The sequence below is a fragment of the Salinispira pacifica genome (assembly GCF_000507245.1).
Lineage (GTDB): Bacteria > Spirochaetota > Spirochaetia > DSM-27196 > Salinispiraceae > Salinispira > Salinispira pacifica.
Genome location: NC_023035.1, coordinates 3,656,580 through 3,678,039, shown reverse-complemented (window position 1 = coordinate 3,678,039; position 21,460 = coordinate 3,656,580). Strand labels below are relative to the sequence as shown.

The following is a 21,460-nucleotide window of genomic DNA, read 5'->3' as shown; positions in this document are numbered from 1 at the left end:
GAGGAGATTAATAGCTTTCCATGCATAACAGGATGATGACACTTACAGAGGTATCCCGGTATCTCCAGCTCTCAGAGAAAACCGTTCTGAAAATGGTTAAAAACGGTGAAATCCCCTCTGCCAAAATAGCCAACCAATGGCGCTTTTCCCCAAGCATCATAGATGACTGGATTACCGCCCGAATGAATGTGGTTCCTCAAAATGATCTTTCCCGTCTCATAGAGCGGGAGATGGATTATGTCTCACTCTCCCGGCTCATCGATCCCGGGTCAATAATCATGAACATGCGATCCAGGGACCGGGATGGTGTACTGAGGGAACTTGCAGATCTTGCACAGGCCAGAGAACTGGTGAAAAGCAGCGATACCCTGTTCAGTAAGCTGGTGCAGCGGGAGCAGATGCTTTCAACGGGAATAGCCAGGGGAATAGCCATCCCCCACATCCGCCGGCCCGGGGAGACGGATATTCAGGAGCCGGCCATTGTTTTCGGCCGTTCACCGGAAGGTATCGATTTTGCATCCCTGGACGGTACAAAAACGCATTTCTTTTTCCTGCTTCTGTCAGACAGCGAAACAGTTCATATCAGAATAATGTCCAGGCTGGCGGCCATGCTCCGGCGTGATGATGCCCGGGAGCAGCTGCGGAGAGCCGAGCAACCCCAGGATATTCTGCGTTTCTTCGTGGAATATGAACCCAGGTTATATCATAAGGAGATTGATACATGATTGAGGGATTAAACAAAACCTTAATACAAATCGGCAGCGAAGCAAAAAATAAGAAAGAACTGCTCTCGGAAATCGCGAAATTGGCAGCGGGAGCTCCTCAGCTGGATTCAGTAGATGAAGAAACGATCCTCACGTCTCTGAAGGAGCGGGAAAAACTTGTTTCCACCGGCCTGGAAAAAGGGATTGCCATACCCCACTGCAGTTTTGAAGGGGTTGAGGACTTCGCCGTAGGTCTTATTGTCATACCTGAGGGCATCGAGTTTGAGGCCCTGGACGGTAAACCCAGTAAGCTGGTGTTTTTCATCGTAGGTCCATCCCGGCAGCGAAACCGGCACATAAAAATTCTTTCTTCAATCAGTCAGCTTGCCAAGGATCAGGGACTTAACCGGCGGCTTGTTTCTGCGGGGACTCCGGATGAAATCGTGGGAATCCTTGAAGAAGCCGGCGATCTCAAGCAGAAGGGGGCTAAATCAGTCCCGGATTTCTCTTCCCGGGAATCGGTGAATATGTGCCAGTTTACCATTCATGTTCAGCTTGAAGACCTTTTTCAGGATGTGCTGGAAATATTGTCCGGTGAAGTAGAAGGTTCGGTGAGCGTCCTTGAGGGCGACAGAGCAACCAGTTATCTGCATCGCCTTCCCCTCTTCTCTTCATTCTGGAACGATGACAGCCGGGGGTTCAGTCGGCTTATTGTCGCGGTGATGGATAAACGGTACATGAATCATGTCATTCGGCAGATCAACATGATCCGCCCGGAAGACGGTGAAGGTATTCTGGTAAGCGTACAGGATGTTATTTACTGTGACGGCGCAATAGATTTCTAGGAAGCCTTTATGATAATTCAAAATATTCAATCATTCATACACGGTCTTCATCTTGATCCGCTGATTATTATCGGCGTCATTGTTCTCCTCGGAATTTATTTCGGTAAAGGCGCCAAGCTGATACACCTCCCATCCATAATCGGCTTCATGGTACTGGGAGTTTTGCTGGGGCCTTCGCTCCTGGGCGTTCTCTCCGGAGAATTCCAGGAATCAATAGGATTTATTACCGAGATCGCCCTGAGTTTTGTGGCGGTGAGCATAGGTCTGGAGCTGAGTTTCGCCAGTCTGAAAAAGCAGGGCGGAGGAATTGTTCTGACAATTTTCACAGAATCGTTTATGGCTTTTATTCTGGTTTCAGTGCTGATGTATCTGCTCACCAGGGATCTGGCCCTCTCCATCCTGTTCGGGGCAATTGCTCCCGCCAGTGCTCCTGCGGGAACGGTTGCCATAATCCAGGAATACCGGACCAAAGGGCCGCTTACAAAGGCGTTATTTGCCGTTGTGGGGTTCGATGACGGGCTCGGCATTATTGTTTTCGGGTTCGCAGCCGCATTTGCAAAATCGATCCTGTCGGCGGAGATGGGAATGGAAACAGGTTCTTTTGTCTCCCTCATGTCAGGGCCTCTCATGGAGGTGGGACTGAGTCTGCTGGTAGGCAGTCTTAATGCAGTTATCTTCATCTTCCTGGGGAGGTTTTTAAAAACCGGACGGGATCTATTTCTCCTGCTTTTCGCCATGGTATTTCTCTCGGCCGGTTTGAGCATCATGTTCCACATGTCGGTTATCCTGACTAACATGGTGCTGGGAATTGTGATTGTGAATACCCAGCCCCAGAATTTCGTGGAGAAAATTCATGAAGAGCTGACACAGATTATGCCGCTGCTGTTTATCCTGTTCTTTGTTCTGGCTGGATCTAATCTCCATATTTCCGCCCTTCCGGAACTCGGACTCATCGGGCTGGTGTACATAGCCGGCAGAGCAACAGGTCTGATAAGCGGAGCTTCCTTCGGCGCATGGGCGGGCAGACTGCCTGTGAGTATCAGAAAATACCTGGGGCTGGGCATCCTGAGTCAGGCCGGGGTTGCCATAGGTCTGGCTTTGATTGTGAAAAAGGAGCTCGCAGAATTCGGGGCTCACGGTGCGGAAATCGGGGATATTATTATTACCACCGTTTCAGCAACTTCCATTTTCTTTGAAATAATCGGTCCGGTGCTGGCGAAATTTGCACTGACCAAGGCGGGTGAGATCCGAAAAACCGCATAGTCATATGCGAGCATGAATACAAAGCAGCGGGTGAATCATATCCCTGTAAAATGGCAATTGAAATGCCCTCAAAAATCTACGGATTTGCTGAGGGCATTTTGTTCATCTTTTAGTTTGTTTGAATAGACAATTCATGCTGTCCTCTGCTATTCTTTCCTCTCTTGCAGCATTACTTGCCGCCCGTGAAGTATAATTTACATCTCGAAAATATTAATAGACAGGAGTGCGGATGAACTCGTCATCCTATAGAGGAATCAACGGAATTATTTCCCCATTCCGGCACATTGTAGCCAGGTACAAATCTGCTCTGGGACTGGCCGTTTTCAGCATGATCCTGGTGGATGTGTTCGCATATGCTCTGCCCGGGCTTATTAAATACGTCACGGATACCGTCTATCCGGAGATCCAGAATCAGGGTGCTCTTGAGAGCCTTTTTGTGTTTGGCGGGCTCATACTTGCCGTTGCCGTGCTCCGGGGCTTTACCGCCCATGTAATGATCCGGTCGTACTGGTATGTGGGTGAAACGGTTGTACACGATATTCGGAATGAGCTGTTTGAAAAGCTTCAGCATCTTCAGGCACCTTTTTATGATACCGCCAGAACCGGGGATCTCATGTCCCGGGTGAGCAATGATGTGCAGATGATCAGGAACTTTTTTGCTTATGGAATAGAACACCGGCTGCGTATTGTGCTGATCTCTTCTACGGTACTGGTGTTGATGCTGGTGCAGAACTGGCGGCTTGCCCTGATGGTGTATCTGTTTATTCCTTTGGTGTTCTTTATGGTGATATATTTCAGTAAAAAAATGGGTGCTGCAGTCGGACGAAAGCATCACCGTACCGGAACCCTCAGCAGTTTCGTTCAGGAAAATCTCCGGGGTATTCGAATTATCAAGGCCTTTGCGGCTGAGTCCCGCCAGATTGTACAGTTTGACGGTGAGAATTCCCAACTTCGGGATGCGGGAATGGAAGTTTCCGATCTTCAGGCCAAAATGAATCCCCTGCTTATTCTCACCAATACCATCGGCTCGCTGGTCATTCTCTTTTACGGCGGATACCAGATCATCCAGGGACAGGGCAATATGACTCTGGGAACGTTGCTGGGCTTTATTACCTATTTGTCTATTATGGGCTTTCCGGTATTTATTCTTGCGTTCAACACCAGTCTGATGAGCCTTGCCTCGGGAGCGTCCAGGAGAATTCATGAAATTCTGGCGAAACCCGACCAGCGGAAGGCCAATACCGGGCATCACAGATCTGAAATTCAGGGCCGGCTGGAGTTTCAAAATGTTTCTTTCAGCTACCCGGAGTCGGAAACAATACTGGATGGCCTGAATTTCTGCATAAAACCCGGCGAGAGGGTGGCCGTATTCGGTCTCACCGGTTCGGGGAAAAGCTCCCTCATCAGCCTTATCCCCAGGTTTTATGAACCGATGGAGGGGAGCATTCTCCTGGACGGAACGCCTCTTCCGGAGTGGGAGCTTGAGTTCCTCCGTTCACGGATTGGTATGGTGCTCCAGGAAAGTTTCATTTTCAGCACCAGCATCCAGGAAAATATTGCATACGGGAAACCCGAGGCAAGCATTCAGGAGATTCAGGATGCGGCCCGTGCGGCCCGGATTCATGATTTCATAGAGAGCCTTCCTGAGGGATACAACAGTCAGATCGGTGAATTCGGGGTGGGGCTGTCCGGGGGGCAGCGTCAGCGGATCGCAATCGCCCGGGCACTTCTGAAAGACCCTCAGCTTCTGATACTGGATGACTGTACTTCCAGTCTGGACAGTAAAACAGAACGGGAAATTCAACAGGAGCTTCAGCAGCTGATGAAGGGGCGAACAACCCTGATCATCGCCCAGAGAATCTCAACTCTGCGTCTTGCGGACCGTATCATTCTTCTGCATGACGGCAAGCTCCACCATATGGAACCCCATGACCGGCTGCTGGAAAAGAGTCCCCTCTACCGCTCTGTATATGAATCCCAGATGATGTACGGCTCAATCGGCGAAGACAGCCTTACCGGGAGGTCCTGATCATGAATATATCTAAGCCAAAGGGCACACGCAGAGTTCTCTCGGAGCTGGTTGAATATTTGAAGCCATATCGGGGGAAAATTCTTCTCATGTATGTGTTTGCACTGATAAATGTTGCCACCATGATCGCCCTGCCGGTTCTTATACAGAGAGGAATAGACTACGGAATCGTACCCCGAAACATGGAGTATCTGCTTGTGGTATCCGGAATACTTCTTGCCACGGGAGCCGTACAGTTTGTCAGCTTTCGAATGCAGGGCGTACTGATGATGCAGGTGGGAAACGGCGTGTTGTATGATCTAAGGAAGAACCTGTTTGATCATATACAGCATCTGTCGGTAGGGTTTTTTGACCGCAATAAATCGGGGCGTCTCATGACCCGACTTACCGGAGACATTCTGGTTCTTGAAGAACTCCTGATGACCGGTCTTGATACCCTGCTGGTGGATTCGCTCATGATTATCGGTCTGGTAACCGCCATGGTCCTGATGAACGGGTGGCTGAGTCTCACGCTTTTGTTCATTCTGCCGGTGCTGTTTCTTATTGTGTTTAAGCTCCGCGGGAGAATTGTGGAATCTGCAAATGGGATTCAGAAAAAGCTCTCCCGGGTGAACAGCTTTCTCAATGAATCGTTGTCGGGTATTCAGGTGAGCAGGGCGTTTGCCCGGGAAGGTCAGAATATCGAAAAATTCAGGGAGCTGAACGGCGAATACTACACGCAAAGCAGGACGTTTTATCCTCTCAATGCGTTTTTCTGGCAGTCCGTTGCAACGCTGAACAACTTCAGTCAGGGACTGGTGATTATCGGTGGAGGAATACTCCTGTACCACGGAATGATCACCATTGGGGTAATAGTCGCGTTTCTCAACTATGTTACCCGTCTGTTTCAGCCGATGCAGAAAATCAGCAATATGCTCAACCAGATGAGCAGAGCAGTTGTTTCCGGCTCCAGAATATTTGAAATTCTTCATGAAAAGAAAGACGTGGACGATGTTTCAGACCCGGTGAAACCGGATGATCTGAAAGGAGATGTGCGTTTTGAGAACGTGCATTTTGCCTATAAAGAAGGCGAACCGGTGCTCAATGGGGTGGATCTCCATGTGAAGCCGGGGCAGATATGCGCCATTGTAGGGCATACGGGAAGCGGGAAATCCACCATGGTCAACCTTGTGAACCGCTTTTACGATGTTCAGGAGGGATCTATCCGCATTGACGGGGTGGATATCCGCAGCTACGACCAGCAGGAGCTGCGTTCAAGAATGGCGGCGGTGATGCAGGATCCCCAGATATTTTCCGGAACCGTTGAAGAAAACATCCGCTTTGGAGATCCCGACGCGGATTCTCACCTGATCAGGGACGTGGTGCAGCAACTGGGAATTCATCGGCTCATAGAGGCATTCCCCCGGGGCTATGACACCGAGCTTGGTCAAAACGGAGGAAGTATCTCTCTGGGACAAAGGCAGCTTATAGCCTTTGCCCGGGCCCTGGTGCGTAATCCCTCAATTCTCATTCTGGATGAGGCCAGCTCGTATCTGGACAGCGAAACTGAGCAAATGGTTCAGAAAGCCCTTGTTCCCCTGATGGAAGGGCGCACCAGCTTTGTGATTGCCCACAGGCTGTCCACAATCCGGAATGCTGATATTATCCTGGTGCTGAATCAGGGGGAGCTGGCCGAACAGGGGACCCATGTGGAATTGCTGGCCAGGAATGGGTTGTATGCCGACTTCCTCCGGCAAAGTCCCCGGGAAATTAATGAACCAACGGGTTGAATCAGTTTGACACATGCATCACCGGGAATTAATCTTAACTGTGACAGATAAGGTTAAAGGAAGAATGTATGCAAATCATTGATCGTGTCACTGCGCCCTACAGGGGCGAGGCGGTGAATTTTCGTATTAAAGTACGGAATTTTGCCATAACTTTACTGGTTCTGGGGCGATGACCGCCCTTATGAGTCTGATACATATAATCAGCGGAAATTTCTCCAATTTAACATCCAGCTTGCCTGCCCTGATTGTTTCAGTTGGGGCAATCTTCCTTCTGCCCAGGAAAATTTACCGCTCATTGAGTACGATTTATCTGTTTCTTCTGGCACTTACGCCCTTCACGGTTATGCTTGTTCAGACATATGAGAGCATCCGGGATATTTATATGTATATTGTATTTGCTGCGCCTATTCTGGTGCTCTCCCTGGTGATCGGGTATGCACGTTTTCAGTTGTATGTTGTTGCGGCGGTACAATTTATTTTCGGGATCCTGTATTTGGTTCTTACCGTTCTGCCGAATTTCCGTGGTGAGATTTCGGTCCTGGTTAACAGCGTGGTGTTTGCAGTGATCTTTTATGTTCTCATTCTTGTCCTTTCAGAAATAGCTTTAAGAATAGAGATGAATATTATGTCCATACTTCTTGCCAATGAGGAGCGGGGCAGAAACCGGGTTCAGCGGATGAACTCACTGCTTGAATCTGCGGGAGATTCTCTGGCTATAGGCGAACGTCTGGAGAGGATTGCCTCCGACGGTGCAGAAAATGCCCGGGGAATATCCCACAGCACCACAGAAGCTGAACAACAGCTTGATCAGCTTCTGGAAAGAGTGAAGGCAAGCGATGTGGAGCAGAACCGTCTTTCTGAAGGCGGGGAAAAAGTAAGCAGGGAGATGGAGCGTCAGACCGAGGCTGTGAACCGCTCCATTGCTGCGGTGGAGGAGATGACTGCCTCCCTGCGAGAAATAAGCCGGAACGCCCAGGAAAAATCCAAACTGACCCATGAGCTTACCGAAAGCGCAGGGAAAACATCCCGGTCCTTCTCTTCAACCATGGAGATACTCAACCGGTTGAATGAAACATCCGCCAGTGTACTCCAGGTAATCGGGGTAATTGAAGAGATCGGCGAACGCACCAGCCTTCTGGCCATGAATGCCGCCATTCAGGCATCACACGCAGGCGAGGCCGGCCGGGGGTTCGGGGTGGTCGCCCAGGAAATCCGTAAGCTCTCGGTGGAGACCAACGATAACTCCAGAAAGGTAAGAGAACTTCTCACTGAAAACGATGATGAAATTCGGAATGTTATTGAGTCCAGCAGGGAAAATGCCTCGCTGTTTGAAGGAATTCACCGCAATATAACTGAAGTGAATCAGGCTCTGGTGGAAATTATCTCTGCCATGGGGGAAGTAGATCAGGGAACCCGTGAGATTCAGGAAATCACCGGAGATTTGCAGAGCATTCAGAATTCTGTTTCCCGGGCGGTGGATGAAATTAATCAGGCAATTTCCGGCAGCAGCTCTGCTTTTCTGGAAATTGCAGGAAGTACAGAGTCCGCAGAACGCTCGCTGAAAGAAATTTCCTCCAAGACTGAGACCGTCCTTGAACATGCCGACCAGTTATTGGAGCTGGGAAAGGAAAATGCTGCAGGCATAGATGCAATCCGCAGCAATATCAGCGAACTGGATGAGAGTGAAAGCGGTTAAGCTCCGGTCCGACGATTCAGTACCAAGCGTTTCAATCCTGTTTTGACCATGGATTTTCAGTTATACTATGGTCAAAATCAGGAGGAAATTATGTCTACTCAAAAGTACGCGCTGTTTGCATTCAACGGAGATCCCATGTGTTTTATTCATGTGCTTCTTAACGGAATTGAATTCAAGGAAAAAGGGCATGAGGTGCAGATTATTATGGAAGGCAGCGCAACGAAGCTGGTGAGGGATCTGAACGGTGAAGGCAGCACTCCCAGTCACACAATGTATAGAAAAGCCAGGGAGATGGGGCTGATTGCAGGGGCCTGTAAGGCATGCAGCAACCAAATGGGTGTTCTGGAAGATGTAAAGGAGCAGGAGATTCCGTTCCGGGATGAGATGCACGGACATCCGTCAATCCCTCAATTCCGGGAGGAAGGTTGGGAAGTGATCACCTTCTGACCCCCCGTCCGTACGGATTTACCCGGCAGCGGAGCGGCGTATCCGGCTGCAGAACAGGTATCTGCAGGTACCAAGATAATTAACAGAGACAGGAAACAAACACAAAAACAGGGGGCGGAAATGCACCCGCCGCCAGTCAAAGAATGCGGGGTGAGAAGAATCAGTCTTTTGCGATCTGAAATTCCATGGGGTCCGGCCGGGTCTGAATCACATCTTCGATTTTATCCATGATCTCACCGGTTAATGCGGGCACAACATCCAGGGCGTTAAGATTTTCCTGAAGCTGGCTCAAGCGGGATGCCCCGGTGATCACTGTACTCACATTTTCATTTTTCAGACACCATGCAAGGGCAAGCTGAGCTCTGGTGGTATTCAGGTCATCAGCAATGGTTTTCAGTTCCCGGGTTTTTCTGATCCTCTCCTGTCCTTTATCACTTTCAAAAAACTTCTTGAGCCATTCATAGCCCGGAAGATTAATTCGTGAATCCTCAGGCGTAGTTTCATCATACTTCCCGCTGAGCATACCGGAGGCCAGGGGCGACCAGATGGTTGTGCCCAGGCCGATAACATCATACAGGCGGGCATACTCCACCTCAAAGCGGTATCGCTCAAACATATTGTACTGGGGCTGCTCCATGGTGGGAGGAATAAGATTGTACTGCCGGGCCACAGAGTGTGCTTCCATGAGCTGCTGAGCCGACCACTCAGACGTGCCCCAGTAGCGGACCTTGCCCTGCTGGATGAGTTCGGTCATGGAGCGGACAACTTCCTCCATGGGAATTCTGGGGTCCGGGCGGTGGCAGAAGTACAGATCCAGATGGTCAGCCTGAAGCCGTTCCATGGCCTGGTGACAGCCGTCATAGATATGAATACGGCTGAGACCCTGCTGGTTTGGGTTCGGCTCATCCACTACGCCGCCGTACACTTTACTGGAAACAAGAAAACTGTCACGGCGCAGACCGAGTTTTTTCAACGCCTTTCCCATTACCAGTTCCGATTTTCCTTTTTCGTATACCTCTGCATTATCAAAAAAATTCACACCGGCGTCATATGCTGTTTTGATCAGCTCTGCAGCCAGATCCACATCCGCCTGCTTGCTGAAGGTAACCCATGATCCAAATGAGAGCTCACTCACATACGCACCTGATTTACCCAGAGATCTGTAATTCATCCTTTCCTCCTGAAATTCGAATATAGTTGGCGTTTTCATTGTCTCATAGTATTTTCAAAAAATCAGGAGGAATAATGCTGAGAAAAACCATTGTACTTGTGTTCGTATTCTCATTAATCGGGGGTTCAGTTTTTGCCCAGGGTAACGGTGAGACTCTGGAAGTATCCGACAGCAGTGAAGTCTGGAGGGGACCGGAAGTAGAGTTCACCAAAGCCGATGGCGCAGATCCGGGGCTTGCGGAGAATCAGGACAGAATTACCGACAGCCTGTGGATTACCCGGGGCAATTCCGGAGGGCAAATCTATAATGCCGTGAGTGAAAATATCTACAATAAATTCAACAGTCCAGTGAATACGGTCTGGGCGCTTGGTACCACGGACGATGATATTTCCCAGCTGGAGTTCACCTCTTTCAGGAACATTCCCGGCGGTCCGAAAAATATTGAAGGTAAGGATCTGGTTCTCTACATAGTATCTGATGATATTTATCTGGATGTACGCTTTACTTCATGGTCACAGGGCAAGTTGGGCGGGTTCTCCTACGTCCGCAGCTCACCCGGTGAATAAGGGTTCCGCCCCGGGAGATGCTTCTTGTGCCATCTCCCGGGGTCGGATTGATTTATCGGGAGGAGCTTCGTTCAGGATCCTTGAGCCAGTTATTACGGAAGTCTCCTTCCTGGAAGCTGGAGTCCCGGTTCATGTTGCCGCTGAGCAGGGCAATTGCCCAAAGACCGATCCCGATGGGATGCACTTCAACACCGCTTGAACCAATGACTCTTTTTTCCACACTGCCCTCCTGGACTCTATTTGTATTATCAACTGATATATAATTATACCATCATTCAAAAATACCTCACAGGGCTGGAATTTTACCCACCGGCATTTGTATACTCTATTTGGAAATGAAACGCATACGGAATACTGCACAAAAGAATCCTCAGCAAAAGAATAATATTCAAAGGAGATTGGGCCGGTGGCTTTGGATAATCATTCCTGTGATCTCCATCGGTATGGTGCTCGTTATTATGACAGCTGGTAAATCAATCATCACCCCCTCCGGGGACATTCATGAACTGGTTGAGGAGGCGAAAAATATGCCCGTTCCCCGGGGCGGCGTACACAGCGATATACGCTACGGCAGCAGGAATTTTCGCAACCTGAAACTGGATCTGTATGAACCCACCTCAGCTAATCCGGAAGGGAATGCGCCGCTGGTGGTGTTTTATCACGGCGGATCCTGGGTTTACGGAGACAAAACAACCATCCGCATTATTCATCGTTTTCTCGACAGGATGCGGGAAGCCGGGTACTTTGTGGCTTCGGTGAATTATACCGCAGGCCTTTTAGGCGGCTTTCATGCCCCGTTGAAAAACAGTGTGAAAGCTGTGCGATGGCTGCGGGAACACAGCAGCAGATACGGATACGATCCTGATTCAATTGCCCTGTATGGTATTTCCGCCGGAGGGCATATTGCGCTGATGACAGAAACCCGTTTCAGAGACTCAGGCTGCATACAAATGGTGCTTGCTGAGTGTGCACCCTCCGATCTGGTGGAAATGGCACGGGGAGATGCGTTCGGTTCTTCACAATATATGGACATGATTCCCGATTCGTATCTGCGTCGCCACAGCCCGGTGGAATACGTTTCTGAAGATATGGCGCCGGTGCTCATTTATCATGGAGATGCTGACACCATTGTTCATGTGGATCAGGCGAGAATTCTACATGATGCGGTCAGAGCGGTTGGAGCTCATTCTGAACTGGAGATCTATGAAGATGGAACTCATGCCTTTCTGGGAATGAGTGACGAGCTGTGGTATCAGCAGGAGACCCGGGCCCTGAAATTTATGAGGGAACAGCTGGGAGGCTGAATCCCGGGTGTGGACGGGGCATTTCAGTATTTCAGAATACTCCCAGTAAAGCCTTCCCCGGATATATTTACTTCCCATGCTGAAAGGCTGAACCATGGACCCGTATTTCAGACTGTATGGGTCGGAAGCATCCAGTGCCGAAATTCTGCGCCCCGATTTCCAATGCCGGGAATCAAATGAATTGTACCGGTTGTCCCCGAGAAAAAAGTACTGATCCTCAGGCAGAACCCCTCCCCGGGGAAAAGGCGGAAAATTCCGGGGATCGAAATAGGAATGAATGTACAGTGCAGTGTACTCATAGAGCTCGATAATGGCCGGTTCAAACCCTTCGCCCGGACCGCCGCCGATACTGTTAACGTAGGCTTCAAAGGCGGTAAGAAACTTCAGTTTGAAAAGCAAATTCGCCGCTGCCGCAGAACCATCGAAACTATTTTGATCAATGCTCTCAAGCAGGGATTCCTCTTCCGGATATGCGGTGAACAGGAAGGATTCCATCTCTGTGCGGAACGCTTCCGGATCACGAAGAGCATACCCGAAATATTCGGAGAGCACCGTTTCATCTATGGGCTGGAAGCTCCTGGAGGAGGCCTGAAAAATGCTCGGTTGAAAGTCGGGAACGGCTCCTTCCGCGGGTACCGTTGCCACCATTGCTGCACGGTCCACTGCGCGGATTACTCTATCTGCCAGGAGCCGCGCCTGGCTGGGGTAGTCGGCGGCGACACCGGCTTTTTCCCGGTCCCAGGCTTTGATCCGCTCACGCATATCCGGGGAAACAGACTCCTGCTCAAGACGTTCACGGTTCACCTGGAGATCGTTGCTGAAATTCCAGGCGTACTCCCGGTCGCCTCTCAACTCCCGGAAATCCTCATCGGTATTGTTTCGGATATACACAACATCATCTGCCATCATTATCTGCTCCCCGGGCAGAGCGGTCAGCCGCTTAATGAGGGGATCATGAAAGGGTACGCCGTTAATATCAGTTTTCGGCATCTGAACCATGGAGAACGTGATCATCTGGATAAAGGTGTTACGGAAGTCCTTCAGAGCCTGACTCTTGCCTATGGTGTATCGAGGATTGTTCAGCACATACTCGTCGAAACGTTCGGGCTCCCGGAGAATGGGGATGCGGACCAGCGAAAGAGGTATTTCCGGATTGTACCCCAGCTTTCCGGTGAGTACCCTGGAGCCCACGTAGTATTCGGGTACCATGGACTCGGAAGGGATCTGGTAGAGTTGGAAAAAGAGGGAGTTGATAAAAATAACCGCAATAACCGCCCAGATAATGGCATCAATCCACTCGCCGATGCTGACCCCGATGCCTCTGAAATGCCGGATAGCCTCATACTTCGTTTTATTCCTGCGCTTAACTTCCCGGATAATTCCCTTCCGGAGAAGGTTGCGTTTCCGTCGTATGGAGAAGAATACCGGCAGATATATTCCAACCAGCAGGATATTCAGTGCATACAGAATATAGTAGGTGTTGAGGCCGATACCCTCTGAACTCCAGGCGGCCAGAAGAGTGATGGAATGTACGATAAACTGTGTGGATGCGACATATGAGAGGCCCTTCTTCAGTACCAGAAATTCCCTGGGAGAAAGTTTATATTTTCCCCCTGCTTTCCGTGCGGTATACACTGCGATACCGACATGAACCGCTGCCATAATGAGAGACAGTATTGAGGTAACGGGATCGGCGGAAATAAAAATCAGAGCGGCGGCATAGATCGTGCTCATCAGCACCCACACCATACATGCCTGGGAAATAATCCCCAGCTGTTCTTTCAGCCACAGGGAAATCTGGGGAATAAGGGTTTTGATGTTCTTAAGTATTTGCATCCGGTTCTGCATTCCTTTGACGATGGGTTCATTCGAATATGTTTGTGATCGGCGGTCAAAAACTGGAAAAGGGTTGTCCCTCTGTTTCTGTGCCGATAACTGATCCTGTATTCACAATATAGGCGCTTTCAGGATGATGGTAAAGAAGGGAGGCTGTTTTCTCAGAACCATGGGCATTGGGGGAACCATGGGCATTGCGGGGATGTCATTATCCGGATTCGGGATACCAGGTTTCTCCTTTATCGAATATTATCCGCCATATTCCGTTCCCGTAATTTTTCCAGATCGATGTATATCCGGCTATTCGCGTGCCATGGGGGTCGAAGACCGGTCCGGTGCTCATGGCCGTTTCGCCCCCTTCCTGGGCGATTACCGTTTCCGGTTTCCAGGAAAAGGGGGCTGCATCTGCGGTGAAGTAGGCCTGCCACGCATCTTCAACTGCTATCCTTCCCCGAAGTACATTGGACCCATTGAGGAATATGCAGTCCTCATCCAGATAACTGCAGAAATCGCTGAAATTGCGGGAAGCCATGCTTTTTGCAAAGGCTTCCTCGGTTTTTGTGACTTCAATTTCGTACTGATTCATCTGCTGACCTCCCTGTTGAGCGAGATGCAGGCTACTGTTTCAGAGGGTATCCCTGCTTTTCCAGCGTTTCAATGAGCCGGCTTTCTGCGGTACTGATGAACTCGGGGCTGAGTGTCTGATCCCTGTCCAGGAAACGGGCCCGGAGGGTCACAGCCTTCGGTTGATCATCGGGGGTGTAAACATCGGCGATGCGCAGATCCACAAGTTCTTTCATTTTCAGTTTCCGGGCGGCGGCAATTATGTCGGCCACGGGAGTTTTGGGATCAGCCAGCACCGTACAGTCAAAAGTCGAGCCGGGGAATTTCGGCAGGGGCTGGTATTTGGTTTTATCCTGGATAGGATGGACCATGAAATCGGTAAGATCCACAAGAGCCATTACCAGGTTGCCTTTGATCTTAAATGCCCGGTTCATCAGCGGGTGAATGCTGGAAATGAAACCTGCTGTCTTCCCCATAATGCGTATATCCAGGTATTCATTGGGGTGTTTTCCCAGCCAGTTCTCCGGCAGTAAGGGGTTGGGCTTGCTTTTATCCGGCATTCCGATCCTGGTGTTGAGATTAAGGTTTTCGAACATATCCTCCAGGAGATTCAGCAATTCCATGAAAGGGGAGTGGGTTTTTGAGTAAAATACAATCCCCAGCTGATGCCGTTCCCGGCTGAATGCAGCTTCATCCTCAAGGTAACTCCTTCCCAGTTCAAAGAAACGGCTGCTGCTGAAATGCTTCTGGTTAAGGGCGGCCTTCTCCAGCAGGGAAGGAACGAGGGAGGGACGCATCCGGTCCGTTTCCGGGTTCAATGCGTTGGCAAGAATCAGCTTTTCATTCAGTTCATGCCAGTCCGCCTGTGCAAGCAGCTTTTCTCCGACCATGGGATAGCTGTAAATTTCCAGAGCTCTTCCCCGGTATACCATGAAGTCCATGATTTTCCGCTTGAGCAGTTTTTCCGGCAGAAGTTTTACTGCGGTAATTTCATTTTTCGGAGCTATGGGGATCAGTTTATCGTACCCGTGAATTCTGCCCACCTCTTCGATCAGGTCGGCGTCCACTTCTATATCCTTGGTTGCGCGGAAGCTGGGAACGGTGACCTTCATGCTTCCCGGGCGTTCGGATTTCATTTCGACCTGAAATTCCAGACTTTCAAGATATTTTTTGATGGCAGCTGCATCCAGATTTGTGCCCAGAATGGAATTGACTCGTTCCTCACTGAGGTCGATGGTTAATTCCGGAGTGTACTTCATTCCGTCGGATTCCAGTGATCCTGCAACCTTCGCTTCGGGGCAGCTTTCAAGAACAAGTTCCAGAATCCGCCAGATGGTCCGTTCCAGCTGATTGGTGTCAAGAGATTTTTCAAAGCGCTGGCTGGAATCGGTGCGAAGGCCCAAACGGGTGGAGGTGTGGCGGATCCTGGCATCCACCCAGTTTGCCGCTTCTATGAAAATGCTGGATGTCTGTTCTTTCACAGATGAGCTTAGGCCCCCCATGATGCCGCCGATAACCGACGGTCCCTGGGCATCGCATACCATGGTGTCGCCGGGGATTATGTGCCGCTCAACTTCATCGAGAGTTGTGAAGGTATGGTGTTCCCCCATTTCCCGAACGATAATTGTACCGCCCCTGATGGTCTCCCGGTCAAAAATATGATTAGGCTGGCCCAGCTCGAGCATAACGTAGTTTGAGATATCCACAATATTGTTGATGGGACGGAGTCCGCATGCAATCAGGCGGTTCTGCATCCACTGGGGGCTCGGCTTCACGGTCACATTATCAACGCTCAATCCCATGTATCCCAGACAGGCGCTCTTTTCATCTACCTGAATGCTTACCGGGGAGGGATCTTTGGTCTGGAGCTTCCGCAGCTTCTGCATCCAGGACTCATCAAAAGGGGTTTTCAGCTCCTTTCGGAATACTGCGGCAAATTCCCTGGCCATGCCGTAATGCCCCCAGAGATCCGGCCTGTGGGTAATGGATTTGTTATCAATATCCAGAAGAACGTCTGTTGAAGTTTTCAGGTAATCAGCCAGTGTCTGACCAAGGGCTGCATCGCCGTCAAGGATCATGAGGCCTTCGTGACCTTCGCCAAGCCCCAGCTCATCCTCGGCGCAGAGCATGCCTTCACTCAACACCCCTCTGATCTTTTTGGGCTCCAGGGTGAAGCCTATTGGCAGGGTGGTTCCCACCGGTGCGAAGGGTACTTTCTGTCCAACGGCAACATTCGGCGCACCGCACACCACCTGCTTCTCCCCGTCTCCGGTTTTAAAGCGTACTAAATTCAGTTTATCCGCCTCGGGGTGGGGTTCGATTCCGGTGATCTGTGCGACGGTCACCTGTTCCAGATGTTCGTTGCTGCGCTCAACACCTTCCACTTCGCAGGTGGAGAGGGTGAACTGCGTCCCGATTTCTTCGGGGCTGAGCTCACCGGGTAATTCTGTGAAATCCTGTATCCAATCTAAGCTAATCTTCATCTATTAATCTCCCTGTGGAATTTCCGGCTGCGCCGGGGCTGATCAGTATGCCTTGAACTGCTGGGAAAACAGCAGGTCTCCGCTGTGAATGTGGCGTACATCATCAATGTGGTAGCGCATCATGGTGAGGCGGTCCACACCGAGTCCGAAGGCAAAACCGTTCCATTCCCGGGGATCAATATTCCCTGCTTTCAGAACATTGGGGTGCACCATGCCGCAGCCCAGGGCCTCCACCCAGCCCACCTGCTTACACACTGAACAGCCTGTTCCGCCGCAGAGCAGGCATTCATAATCAAGTTCAAATCCAGGCTCAACAAAAGGGAAAAAACCCGGACGGAGCCGGACTTTGATCTCTTTCTGAAAGATTTCGGACAAAAGGGTACGAAGGAAGTGGATCATGTGGGAAACACTGATATCCTTTCCCACCATCATGCCTTCAAGCTGATGAAATGCGGCTTCGTGGCTGGCATCCAGGGCTTCAGAGCGGAATACTTTTCCCGGTCCCACGAATTTGAACGGAGGCTTATGCTGTTCCATTCCCCTGATCTGGATGTTGGAAGTGTGGGTGCGGAGAAGATGTTTTTTATCCTGAAACCAGAACGTGTCCTGCATATCCCGCGCGGGATGATTGGCGGGAATATTCAATGCTTCAAAGTTGTGGTATTCATCTTCAATATGGGGGCCGTCGAGAATATCAAAACCCATGGAGAGAAAAATATCCTCCAGTCCACGCATCACGCTGCTTAACGGATGGAGTCCGGCTGCCTGCTGACCCTTGTCCTTCAACCGGTCTGTCCAGGATATATCCTGCCATTCCTTGTCCAGGCGGGAGTTGATCTCTTCCAATTCAATCCGGGTGCTCTGTTCCTGAATGAGTTTTTCCATGAACTGCTTGGCTTCGTTGGCTTTGGCACCGAAACTGCTGCGCTCTTCAGGGGAGAGATCCCTCATTCCGGCCATGAGACCTTTCAGTCTGCCTTTTTTACCAAGATATTCGGCCTTGAATTGGGCCATATCAGGCAGGGATTGAACCTTTTCTATGCCGGTTTTAAAGTCCTCCAGCATCTGCTGCAGTTGTTCCACCATGTACCGCTCCTCTCTCGTGTTCATGTCGTATTCATGCACGGTGATAAATCCGGGTGTATTCCGAAGGTAAAAAAAAAGGATTCCCCGCCTGAGCGAGGAATCCGCTGATGTACCTTAGATCTATTATCCATGGTCCTCTTCGAATCCCTCGCAGCTGCGGGTTATAAAGCTGAAAAAGAAAAAAAAGCTGTTGCGGAGATTCGGATTAATCATAGACAGCTATGTATTATAGCAAGTTGGCCTGAAGTGTCAATATTTCCACCCTCCCCGGGAGCCGACTGTGGGGGAGGTTATCCTTTCACACCTCCCGCAGAAAGTCCCCCCACCAATCTCTTCTGGATGGTCATGAACAGTGCGATTACCGGTATGGCTGTGAGCATGGAAGCGGCCATAATCCTGTCCCATATTGCATTTTTGGAAACAAATAGACTGTTCAGACCCAGGGGAAGGGTGTAAATATCCCGGTACGTTTTCAGAAATACCGAGGCGAACAGGTACTCATTCCAGGCAATCATGAAACTGTAGATGTACACGGTGACCAGAGCGGAAATGCTCAGGGGAATGATAATTCTGAAGATGGTACTGAACCGGGTGCACCCGTCTATGAGAGCGGCTTCCTCAATGGAGAATGGCACGGATCTGAAAAAATTCCCCAACATGTAGAGGGATACCGGCAGAGTCTGAACCATATAAATGATCAGCAGGGCAAAAAACGTGCCCGTTCTGCTGCCGGCAAGTCCTATGCCCACTGCCATTTTATACAGCGGGATGAGAAGCAGAATCCCCCCGAACATGTATACAAACAACACACCCCGCTGAATAACCGCCCGTCCCCGGTATCTGGTGCGGGCAAAGGAGTACGCACCGAACACCGCAAGAATCAAACTGATCAGTGCGGCAACTGAGGAGAGCACCAGACTGTTCCGGAAGAATTTGAGAAAGGGAAAGACATCTCCGGTATCCTGATACCTGGAGAGGATCTCCTGACGCTGTTCCCTTGTCAGTTCCGGGCTTTCCTCCAGCAGGTTGATAATGGATTCGGGCACATTGCTCAAAGACTGACCGATGCCCAGCAATTCGGCGTATGCACCGGTATTGATTTGGGTGGGGATCAGGGAGGGGTTCCCCCAGTCCCATTGGTACTTCAGTGATGTGGAGAGCATCTGAATGAAGGGAAACAGACAGAAAGCCAGAATCAGAAGGATCAGCAATGTAAAGCCCAGTTTCCGCAGAAATCCTTTTCTACCTACCATTTGAGTACCCTCTTCACATATATCAGAATAATTCCCGTAAGCAGAATGAACTGGATCACCGCCAGGGAACTTGCATCTCCCAGCTCCATGGTTCCGATAAACGCCTTGAAATAGGTGTAGATGGACAGAACTTTAATATTGGTGCCAGTCAGGAGAAATACCTCTTCAAATTTGTTGAAGTTCCAGATGAATCGGAGAAGCATGAGGGCTCCGATTACGAAATACAGTTCGGGAACGGTTATATGCCTGAATTTCTGCCAGCCGTTGGCTCCGTCAATTTCCGCCGCCTCATACAAATTGGAATCAATTGCCTGAAGACGTGAAAGAATCATCAGATAGCTGAATGGGAAGTTTTTCCAGATATTGAATATGATGAGCACCCACAATGCATTGCCCGGATCCCGGATCAGATTAAAGCGCTCTGAAATCCAGCCCAGCTGCTCCACCATGGTGTGCATGAAGATACCGTTTACCGGATCGAAAATGAATTGCCAGGCAAACACCACAGAAATTACCGGCGCCACATAGGGAAACAGAATCAGGCTTCGGACCAGTCCTCTCAAAGGGAACTTGCGGTTCATTACCACCGCAACCCCCAAACCCACCAGGGTGGTTCCCAGTGTGGAAAGGACTACGTAAAGCAGGGTAACCAGAACTGACCGCCAGAACTCGGAGTCTCCGATAATTCTGGTGTAATTCTCCACTCCGATGAAGCGGTTGGTTCCCATGAGGGCCACATCGAAAAAACTGAGAAAAATATTATAGAGAATGGGATAAAGAATCAGCAGCAGTATGACCGCCATGGCGGGGGTGATCAGGGCCCAGCCGAGCCGGGTTTCCCGCTGCTCATTGGTAATCGCCTTGAGATTTATCATACATACCTCGCAGAAGGAGGAGAGGACCGGAAGATGATTTCCGGTCCTCAAAATACTTGGGTTACTGGTTGATAATATCCATCATTGCCTGTTCCGCATTTTCCATGGCCCGGTCCACTGCCGCTCCTTCCTGGGTAATGGCAAAGAGCATTTGAGGAATAATCTGGTTGGAGAAGATGGCACTGGCAGCTTCAATACGGCGACCGTCCACGATGGAGAAGGTCTGGATTTCATTCATACCGGAGATGATTTCCGCCATCTTGTCCGGTCCGTAGTTGGCGAAAATTCCCTTGGGATCATTCTGGAAGCGGGCGTTGGTTGCGATCTCTTTCAGCGTGGGATTCATGCCCCCGGGTGCCATATGAAGAAATGTGATGTATGCGTTCTGGGTGTAGAGATAGCGCAGGAACTTCGCCGCCGCACTGGTAACCGCCGGATCTTCCTGCTCGGTGAGTCCCATGGTCACCACCACACCATAGCCTGCATCCCTGGAATTGCTGATGATGGGAGCAAGCTTGGTATTATCCGCCAGATCAGGGTCGAAGCTTGCACCTTCAAGGTTTTCAAAGTTTTCGTTTGTAAGGCTTCCGGCTGCAACTTCCGCCAGGGCAAGATCGTCCATGATGTAGGTGGAATAGAAGAACATGGCCATTTTTCCCTGCAGGTAATAGTCCCGGGCTCTCCAGGTCTGGGGTCCCGGAGGATTGTACTGGGCCAGTTCTGCGTAAAACTCCACCGCTTCCTTCATTTCCGGACTGTTGAATACCAGATTTCCGTCCCGGTCAAACAATGCTGCACCGTTGGACATGGCGATGGGGGTGAAACACTGCTCGGTGAAGGTCTCGGCGGTGGTTCCCACCAGAATTCCATACTGGTTTTCATCCGGCCGGTAAAAATATTCCGCCGCTTCACGGATATTTTCCCAGCTGTTGGGGGGATCCAGACCGGCCTCTTCGAACCAGTCGGAACGGTACCAGATTCCCTGAATCCAGCCATGATAGGGCAGGGCATAGTATCCCCCTTCGCCGTCGGAAACCAGTCTGAGCACACCGCTGTAGAAGTTGTCAGCCCCGATTTCCTCAACAAGAGCTGCGGTTGCCGCCTTGTCCATGTAGCCTTCGGCTCCGAAGGTCACGGCATTTTCCGCTCCCATTTCCACCAGCCCCGGCAGGGTTCCGGCAGCGGCGGCTGCATTCATCTGCGTGGGAATATCGTTTTCATCAACAGGAACCAGATTGATCGTCACATTGGGATTGATAGCACTGTAGGTATCGATGAGAACCTGAATTGTTGCCATTCTGTCCGACTGAGTCTGGGTGGTCCAGAAATCGAACTCCACAGGTTCGCTTGTGGACTCCTCAGCGCCGCCTGCGGCAAAAACCTGTACCGGGAACAGAAGCGCAAAACCGAACAACAAAAATACAAGACGCTTCATACAAAGCCTCCTTAATAAGATATTAAGAAAGACCAAATGCTGCGCTGCAAAGATGCGTATCTTTCTTGTACACATTTACCGGGTTTTTTACTTTTCCCACAAACAGCTGCGGATCAAACGCATATAATGAAGAT

Annotated in this window: 17 protein-coding genes and 1 pseudogene; 9 read left to right on the top strand and 9 right to left on the bottom strand. The window is 50.3% G+C overall.

The genetic code is table 11. The features are described from left to right. Positions 1-32: 32 nt before the first annotated feature. The 7 genes from L21SP2_RS16030 to L21SP2_RS16000 all read left to right on the top strand — a co-directional run bounded on the left by L21SP2_RS16030 (position 33) and on the right by L21SP2_RS16000 (position 8,753). On the top strand, positions 33-725 hold the full coding sequence (locus L21SP2_RS16030; RefSeq protein WP_041401757.1) for a PTS sugar transporter subunit IIA: 693 nt from the start codon (positions 33-35) through the stop codon (positions 723-725). Next, positions 722-1,549: a PTS sugar transporter subunit IIA gene (locus L21SP2_RS16025; RefSeq protein ID WP_024269634.1), complete on the top strand. Its 828-nt coding sequence runs from the start codon at positions 722-724 to the stop codon at positions 1,547-1,549. Before L21SP2_RS16030 ends, L21SP2_RS16025 begins: the two co-directional genes overlap by 4 nt. Positions 1,550-1,558: 9 nt before the next feature. After that, positions 1,559-2,812: a cation:proton antiporter gene (locus L21SP2_RS16020; protein ID WP_024269633.1), complete on the top strand. Its 1,254-nt coding sequence runs from the start codon at positions 1,559-1,561 to the stop codon at positions 2,810-2,812. A gap of 229 nt (positions 2,813-3,041) precedes the next feature. After that, a complete protein-coding gene (locus L21SP2_RS17715; protein WP_024269632.1) occupies positions 3,042-4,841 on the top strand; it encodes an ABC transporter ATP-binding protein in 1,800 nt (599 codons plus the stop codon). Between the two features lie 2 nt (positions 4,842-4,843). Beyond that, entirely contained in the window at positions 4,844-6,610 is a 1,767-nt protein-coding gene (locus tag L21SP2_RS16010; protein WP_024269631.1) for an ABC transporter ATP-binding protein, read from the top strand. 181 nt (positions 6,611-6,791) lie between these two features. Next, positions 6,792-8,306: a methyl-accepting chemotaxis protein gene (locus tag L21SP2_RS17710; RefSeq protein WP_169730505.1), complete on the top strand. Its 1,515-nt coding sequence runs from the start codon at positions 6,792-6,794 to the stop codon at positions 8,304-8,306. A gap of 90 nt (positions 8,307-8,396) precedes the next feature. Then, positions 8,397-8,753: a DsrE family protein gene (locus tag L21SP2_RS16000; protein ID WP_024269629.1), complete on the top strand. Its 357-nt coding sequence runs from the start codon at positions 8,397-8,399 to the stop codon at positions 8,751-8,753. A gap of 160 nt (positions 8,754-8,913) precedes the next feature. On the opposite strand, the gene L21SP2_RS15995 is transcribed toward L21SP2_RS16000, so the two are convergent. After that, positions 8,914-9,924, bottom strand: coding sequence for a potassium channel beta subunit family protein (locus tag L21SP2_RS15995; RefSeq protein ID WP_024269628.1), 1,011 nt, complete (start codon positions 9,922-9,924; stop codon positions 8,914-8,916). Between the two features lie 74 nt (positions 9,925-9,998). On the opposite strand from L21SP2_RS15995, the gene L21SP2_RS15990 reads away from it, so the two are divergent. Then, positions 9,999-10,490 carry a hypothetical protein gene (locus L21SP2_RS15990; RefSeq protein WP_024269627.1) on the top strand — a complete coding sequence of 164 codons (492 nt, stop codon included), beginning with the start codon at positions 9,999-10,001 and terminating at the stop codon, positions 10,488-10,490. Between the two features lie 52 nt (positions 10,491-10,542). Here the strand turns inward: L21SP2_RS15990 and L21SP2_RS18640 are convergent, their stop codons facing one another. After that, the gene (locus L21SP2_RS18640) at positions 10,543-10,710 is read right to left on the bottom strand and encodes a hypothetical protein (RefSeq protein WP_024269626.1); all 168 of its coding nucleotides are present in this window, start codon (positions 10,708-10,710) and stop codon (positions 10,543-10,545) included. Positions 10,711-10,918: 208 nt separating this feature from the next. On the opposite strand from L21SP2_RS18640, the gene L21SP2_RS18205 reads away from it, so the two are divergent. Next, on the top strand, positions 10,919-11,794 hold the full coding sequence (locus L21SP2_RS18205) for an alpha/beta hydrolase (RefSeq protein WP_169730504.1): 876 nt from the start codon (positions 10,919-10,921) through the stop codon (positions 11,792-11,794). A gap of 171 nt (positions 11,795-11,965) precedes the next feature. Here the strand turns inward: L21SP2_RS18205 and L21SP2_RS18965 are convergent. The 7 genes and pseudogenes from L21SP2_RS18965 to L21SP2_RS15950 all read right to left on the bottom strand — a co-directional run. Next, positions 11,966-13,456: pseudogene (locus L21SP2_RS18965) on the bottom strand (S26 family signal peptidase); the annotation flags it as partial. Between the two features lie 382 nt (positions 13,457-13,838). Continuing rightward, on the bottom strand, positions 13,839-14,216 hold the full coding sequence (locus L21SP2_RS15975; RefSeq protein ID WP_024269624.1) for a YybH family protein: 378 nt from the start codon (positions 14,214-14,216) through the stop codon (positions 13,839-13,841). A 31-nt stretch (positions 14,217-14,247) separates the two neighbouring features. Continuing rightward, positions 14,248-16,677, bottom strand: a complete 2,430-nt coding sequence (pheT, locus tag L21SP2_RS15970) for a phenylalanine--tRNA ligase subunit beta (RefSeq protein WP_024269623.1) — start codon at positions 16,675-16,677, stop codon at positions 14,248-14,250. A 42-nt stretch (positions 16,678-16,719) separates the two neighbouring features. Next, positions 16,720-17,763, bottom strand: coding sequence for a phenylalanine--tRNA ligase subunit alpha (pheS, locus tag L21SP2_RS15965; protein WP_024269622.1), 1,044 nt, complete (start codon positions 17,761-17,763; stop codon positions 16,720-16,722). 290 nt (positions 17,764-18,053) lie between these two features. Then, positions 18,054-19,016 (bottom strand): carbohydrate ABC transporter permease, encoded by a 963-nt coding sequence (locus L21SP2_RS15960; RefSeq protein WP_024269621.1) that lies wholly within the window; start codon positions 19,014-19,016, stop codon positions 18,054-18,056. Beyond that, on the bottom strand, positions 19,010-19,891 hold the full coding sequence (locus tag L21SP2_RS15955; protein WP_024269620.1) for a carbohydrate ABC transporter permease: 882 nt from the start codon (positions 19,889-19,891) through the stop codon (positions 19,010-19,012). Before L21SP2_RS15955 ends, L21SP2_RS15960 begins: the two co-directional genes overlap by 7 nt. 61 nt (positions 19,892-19,952) lie before the next feature. Next, positions 19,953-21,326 carry an ABC transporter substrate-binding protein gene (locus tag L21SP2_RS15950; RefSeq protein WP_024269619.1) on the bottom strand — a complete coding sequence of 458 codons (1,374 nt, stop codon included), beginning with the start codon at positions 21,324-21,326 and terminating at the stop codon, positions 19,953-19,955. Positions 21,327-21,460: the final 134 nt, after the last annotated feature.

Bases quoted from the DNA above. Each gene is read 5' to 3' on its own strand.
- L21SP2_RS16030 (WP_041401757.1), top strand. From the start codon at position 33: ATGATGACACTTACAGAGGTATCCCGGTATCTCCAGCTCTCAGAGAAA.
- L21SP2_RS16025 (WP_024269634.1), top strand. From the start codon at position 722: ATGATTGAGGGATTAAACAAAACCTTAATACAAATCGGCAGCGAAGCA.
- L21SP2_RS16020 (WP_024269633.1), top strand. From the start codon at position 1,559: ATGATAATTCAAAATATTCAATCATTCATACACGGTCTTCATCTTGAT.
- L21SP2_RS17715 (WP_024269632.1), top strand. From the start codon at position 3,042: ATGAACTCGTCATCCTATAGAGGAATCAACGGAATTATTTCCCCATTC.
- L21SP2_RS16010 (WP_024269631.1), top strand. From the start codon at position 4,844: ATGAATATATCTAAGCCAAAGGGCACACGCAGAGTTCTCTCGGAGCTG.
- L21SP2_RS17710 (WP_169730505.1), top strand. From the start codon at position 6,792: ATGAGTCTGATACATATAATCAGCGGAAATTTCTCCAATTTAACATCC.
- L21SP2_RS16000 (WP_024269629.1), top strand. From the start codon at position 8,397: ATGTCTACTCAAAAGTACGCGCTGTTTGCATTCAACGGAGATCCCATG.
- L21SP2_RS15995 (WP_024269628.1), bottom strand. From the start codon at position 9,924: ATGAATTACAGATCTCTGGGTAAATCAGGTGCGTATGTGAGTGAGCTC.
- L21SP2_RS15990 (WP_024269627.1), top strand. From the start codon at position 9,999: ATGCTGAGAAAAACCATTGTACTTGTGTTCGTATTCTCATTAATCGGG.
- L21SP2_RS15975 (WP_024269624.1), bottom strand. From the start codon at position 14,216: ATGAATCAGTACGAAATTGAAGTCACAAAAACCGAGGAAGCCTTTGCA.
- pheT (WP_024269623.1), bottom strand. From the start codon at position 16,677: ATGAAGATTAGCTTAGATTGGATACAGGATTTCACAGAATTACCCGGT.
- pheS (WP_024269622.1), bottom strand. From the start codon at position 17,763: ATGGTGGAACAACTGCAGCAGATGCTGGAGGACTTTAAAACCGGCATA.
- L21SP2_RS15960 (WP_024269621.1), bottom strand. From the start codon at position 19,016: ATGGTAGGTAGAAAAGGATTTCTGCGGAAACTGGGCTTTACATTGCTG.
- L21SP2_RS15955 (WP_024269620.1), bottom strand. From the start codon at position 19,891: ATGATAAATCTCAAGGCGATTACCAATGAGCAGCGGGAAACCCGGCTC.
- L21SP2_RS15950 (WP_024269619.1), bottom strand. From the start codon at position 21,326: ATGAAGCGTCTTGTATTTTTGTTGTTCGGTTTTGCGCTTCTGTTCCCG.